Below are 4,361 nucleotides of genomic sequence, written 5' to 3' on the forward strand. Positions count from 1 at the left end.
GGCGTCGGGGCGAGTCGGTAGCTGCGCCGTCGCCCTGCCGGGGCGGGCACCCGCGCCCCGCGGGCGCGGATGTCGACGATGGCACCGGTCGAGTCCTCGGCCGCCGGCGCGAAGCCTGCCTGGCGCAGCGCCGCGAGCACGTCGGCGATCGGCGCCTGCGACACCGCGACCGTCGGCGCCAGCAGGCGCATCTCCAGCGACTCCGTCGCCGGTGCACCCACCGCCTGCGCGAGCAGCGCCGCATCCTCGCACCGCACGAACGACGCCGCCATACCGACGCGCAACTGACCGTGCCTGCGGGCCACATCGTCGACGAGATACGTTAAGCCTTGCGGCACAGGTGTTTTCGAGTGGCGACCGAAGAAGGCGTGCAATTCGCCCGCGGTACGGCCGGTGTCGAGCGCCCGGCGGATCGACGGCTCGCTGACCCGATACACCATCGCCGCGCCCGCCGATTCCACGCTCGCCACCGCGGCCAATTGTTCGGCCAGGTCTCGCTGCAGCGGGCCGGGAACGACCACCGTGAGGTCGGCCTGCAACAGGAAATGGTCGATCGGCGCGGGCAGCACCTTGTCCATCGCCTTGACCACGTCGTCGGGTGAAGCGTCGGTGACCAGCGCCCGAGCCGGGGTGGCAAGGGCGCCCCGACCCACCAGCCCCAATGCATGCGCCTCGGTCAGCAGGTCTCCGACCGGCCCCGGCTGCAACCGCACCGCCCAGCGCGGCCTGCGCCAGATCATCGCCCGCGACGCCTCACCTGCGTCGGCGCCCGCGCCGGGCGGCAGGCTTGCCAGCACCTCCAGGAGCAGTCGCCTGTCCAATGGTGCGGCAGTGGAGAACAGCGAATCCGACAGCGCGGCATAGGGTTTGCCGTCGGGTCCACGCTTGCCGATCAGGCTCGGCCGTCCGGGAAGTTCCAGCCAGGTCGTCGCCAGCAGATGCCATTTGACCGCTGTCGGTGATTCGACGAACCGGTCGGAGGAGACCGTCGGCGCCCAGTACGGACCGTCACCGGCGTCCGGTTCGGGCTCGGGCATGCCCGCCGAGATGAGGCCTGCGCCCGCGGTCACTTCGAGGATCAGCCCCAGGCGGCGTTCGTCGATGCCGGTGGCCTTGGTCAGCCGTTTGACGTCACGCACGCCGAGGCCGCCGCTGCGCAACTCGGGAACCGGTGTGGCACCGAGTGTTTCGAGTACCACCTCCACTTCGCGGAGAAGGTCCAGCGCGGCGCCGGCGGCGACCGCGTCGGCGTCGGCCGCCGTCGTCGTCGACACCACCGGGTCGGGTTCGGTCAGCTGCACGGGGCCCGGCAGTTCACCGCGCAACACCTGGCCGACGAGCCGCGGCAGGATTACGGTGTCCGCGTCGACCTGGCGCAGCAGGCCAGCGGCCAGCAGCCGCTGCACCGGGCGATCGGCCGGTGTGCCGGGTGCGGCGTCGCGGGTGCGGCCCACCGGCGAGCCCTCGAGCAACTTCTGCAACAGCTCGGACTGCGCCTCGTCGAGCGCCTCCAGCCGGGCGGCGATGTCCTGTGGGTTCGCCGCCGTGTCTTCGACCGTGGCCTGCCCCGGGTACCACGGCAAGCCCGCGACGGCTTCGCCCGCCACTCGGACCGCCGCCTCACCCCACACCAGCCCACGGTCGCGCAGATCGTCGAGGGCCTCGGCGACGGCCGCTTCGGGGGCTCGGTCGCCGATGAGCTCCAGCAGTTTGGTGACCGGAACGGCGGTCGTGTCGGCGTGCAGCACGAGCAGCGCGTCGAGCACGGCGAGCCGCAGGAAGTCGAGGTCGTCGGTGGCGGCCTTGACCGACTGGCGGGCCTGTGCGCGGGCCGCCAGCGCAGCGATCGACCCCGGTGGCGGTTGGGTCAGGTCGGGCCGCAACTCCAGCAGCCGGATGAGCCGGTCGTCGGGGAGATCGGCCAACCAGGCACCGAGGGGGAGGCCTGGTGCGTTCTCGGTCATTGCTGACCAGCGTAAAGGAGTGTGGCGGTGTCGCCACCGGCCGAGTCGTTTGCCACAATGTGGGCGTGGCAGACAACAAAGGGAAGAAGCGGTACGTCGATCCGGGCTGGCCTGAGATCGACGGAGACGACGACCACGCGGTGAGCGAGCTGGCCACCGACCGTACCGGCGCGCTGTCGCCCTTCGGTGAGATCACGTTCCCGCTGCCCGCGGACGAACTGCCGTACGTGCACGCGGTCACGGTCGTCAACAAGTAGGTGTCCGAGCGGCCCCGCCTCTCACACGTCGACGAGACCGGCGCGGCGCACATGGTCGACGTCACGGCCAAGGACGTCACCAAGCGCACCGCCGTCGCGGCCGGAACCCTCCGCACCACGGCCGACGTCGTCGCGATGATCGCGTCGGGAGGCCTGCCCAAGGGTGACGCGCTGGCCACCGCCCGCGTTGCGGGCATCCTGGCCGCCAAGCGCACCAGCGACCTCATCCCGCTGTGCCATCAGTTGGCGCTGACGGGGGTCGACGTCGACTTCGAGATCGACGAGAACACCGTGCACATCACCGCCGCCGTGCGCAGCACCGACCGCACCGGCGTCGAGATGGAGGCACTGACCGCGGTGAGCGTGGCCGCATTGACCCTCTACGACATGATCAAGGCCGTCGACCCCGCCGCCCGCATCGACGACATCAGGGTGCTGCGCAAAGAGGGCGGCAAGACCGGGACGTGGACCCGCTGATGCGGTCGGGCCGGGTTGTCATCGCCTCCACACGAGCCGCCGCAGGCGTTTACGAGGACCGCAGCGGACCGATCGTCGTGGACTGGCTCACCGGCCGTGACATCGCCACCCCGGCGCCCGTGGTGGTACCGGACGGAGATGCGGTCGCCGATGCCATCTCCGCCGCGGTCGACGACGGGGCCGACGTGGTGATCACCTCTGGCGGCACGGGTATCTCGCCGACGGACCGCACCGCCGAGGCCACCGCCGCGCTGGTCGACTACCAGATTCCGGGCCTGGCCGACGCGATCCGTCGGGCTGGGGAGGACAAGGTGCCGACGTCGGTGCTGTCGCGCGGAGTGTGCGGGGTCAAGGACCGCACGCTGATCGTGAACCTGCCCGGATCGCCCGGCGGCGTCAAAGACGGACTGGGCGTACTCGACCGCGTTCTCGAACATGCGCTGGATCAGATCGGTGGAAAGGACCACTCGCGATGACGGCCGTGGTGCTGCGCGCGGACCTCAGCGACCAGACCATCGATCCCGCCGAGCACGAAGCGCTGGTCGCCAACGCCTCGGCTGGTGCGGTGGTGAGCTTCGCCGGTGTCGTGCGCGACCACGACGGTGGGCGTTCTGTGCTGCGGCTGGAGTATTCAGCGCATCCGTCGGCGCCGCAGACGCTTGCGGAGGTGGCCGCTGAGATCGCCGCCGATGCGGAAGGGGTCCGGGCCATCGCGGTCAGCCACCGCATCGGGGCCCTCGAGATCGGTGATGCGGCGCTGGTGGCCGCCGTCGCGGCTGATCATCGCGCGGCCGCGTTCCAGACGTGCGCGCGACTGGTCGACGTCGTCAAGGAGCGACTCCCGGTGTGGAAGCACCAGTTCTTCGCCGACGGCTCCGACGAATGGGTGAACTCCGCGTAGCGGCTGCCCGCGTGGTGATCAGGCAGGCGGCAGCGGTGCGTCCGGTGCCGGTGCTGCAGGCAGATTCGGCGCCTGGCCGCCCGGTGCGTCCGGCGTGGTGAGCGGACGCTGGGTCAGTGCCAGCAGCGCATCCTTGCCGGTGATGTCCTGCGTCTGAATCGCGTGCCAGATCTCCTTCAAGTAGGAGACGTTCGGGCTGTCGACCCCGGCCTGTGCACGGTCGACGGTGGTCCCCGCCGGCAGGTTCTCCGGGCTTGCGAGATGCGGAACGCCGGCGTCGGCCGCGACCGGATCGGCGGCCGGCGCGGGCGGGGCCGGCGGCATCTGCGGGGCGGGCTGGAGCGCCGCGTCGACGGGCAGCGACCAGAGTTCCGGCTGCTGACCCGGCACCGGCATATCCGGTGCGACGTCCCAGTTGGCAACGGCCTGCGCATCGACCGGAGGCGCCTCGGGCACAGGTGGGGCCAACGGATCGAACGGCGCGGGCGGTGCCTCGGGTACGGGGGCGGCCAACGCGTCGAACTGCGCGGGTGCAGGCGGTGCTTCAGGCGCCGGGGCCGGAGCCGGCGGAGCCTCGGGTACGGGGGCGGCCAGCGCATCGACGGGCGGTGCCTCGGGCACCGGGGCGGCCAGCGCATCGACGGGCGGAGCCTCCGGAACCGGGGCGGCCAACGCATCGACGACGGGGGCGGGGGGGGGGGGGGGGGGGGGGGGGGGGGGGGGGGGGGGGGGGGGGGGGGGGGGGGCGCCCCCCCCCGCCCC

5 protein-coding genes and 1 pseudogene are annotated in these 4,361 nt (G+C 72.1%); 4 read left to right on the top strand and 2 right to left on the bottom strand.

Annotated features, from left to right (window positions below; all coding sequences use genetic code 11):
• The coding region (locus tag AU072_RS23150) for a helicase-associated domain-containing protein (RefSeq protein ID WP_064415930.1) at positions 1–1,964 on the bottom strand (1,964 nt) is incomplete at its 3' end.
• Between the two features lie 65 nt (positions 1,965–2,029).
• Here AU072_RS23150 and AU072_RS23155 point away from each other — a divergent pair.
• The 4 genes from AU072_RS23155 to AU072_RS23170 are packed head-to-tail and all read left to right on the top strand — an operon-like array spanning position 2,030 to position 3,599.
• Positions 2,030–2,221, top strand: coding sequence for a hypothetical protein (locus AU072_RS23155; RefSeq protein ID WP_174523753.1), 192 nt, complete (start codon positions 2,030–2,032; stop codon positions 2,219–2,221).
• Positions 2,222–2,698 carry a cyclic pyranopterin monophosphate synthase MoaC gene (gene moaC, locus AU072_RS23160; protein ID WP_082680816.1) on the top strand — a complete coding sequence of 159 codons (477 nt, stop codon included), beginning with the start codon at positions 2,222–2,224 and terminating at the stop codon, positions 2,696–2,698. It abuts the gene before it with no gap.
• The gene (locus tag AU072_RS23165) at positions 2,698–3,174 is read left to right on the top strand and encodes a MogA/MoaB family molybdenum cofactor biosynthesis protein (RefSeq protein ID WP_174523754.1); all 477 of its coding nucleotides are present in this window, start codon (positions 2,698–2,700) and stop codon (positions 3,172–3,174) included. The genes moaC and AU072_RS23165 overlap by 1 nt, the downstream gene beginning before the upstream one ends.
• Positions 3,171–3,599, top strand: coding sequence for a molybdenum cofactor biosynthesis protein MoaE (locus AU072_RS23170; RefSeq protein WP_064415931.1), 429 nt, complete (start codon positions 3,171–3,173; stop codon positions 3,597–3,599). Before AU072_RS23165 ends, AU072_RS23170 begins: the two co-directional genes overlap by 4 nt.
• An 18-nt stretch (positions 3,600–3,617) precedes the next feature.
• Here the strand turns inward: AU072_RS23170 and AU072_RS23175 are convergent.
• A pseudogene (locus tag AU072_RS23175) lies at positions 3,618–4,361 on the bottom strand (transglycosylase family protein); the annotation flags it as partial.

Source organism: Mycolicibacterium novocastrense, assembly GCF_001499835.1.
Lineage (GTDB): Bacteria > Actinomycetota > Actinomycetes > Mycobacteriales > Mycobacteriaceae > Mycobacterium > Mycobacterium novocastrense.

Bases quoted from the DNA above. Each gene is read 5' to 3' on its own strand.
- AU072_RS23165 (WP_174523754.1), top strand. From the start codon at position 2,698: ATGCGGTCGGGCCGGGTTGTCATCGCCTCCACACGAGCCGCCGCAGGC.
- AU072_RS23170 (WP_064415931.1), top strand. From the start codon at position 3,171: ATGACGGCCGTGGTGCTGCGCGCGGACCTCAGCGACCAGACCATCGAT.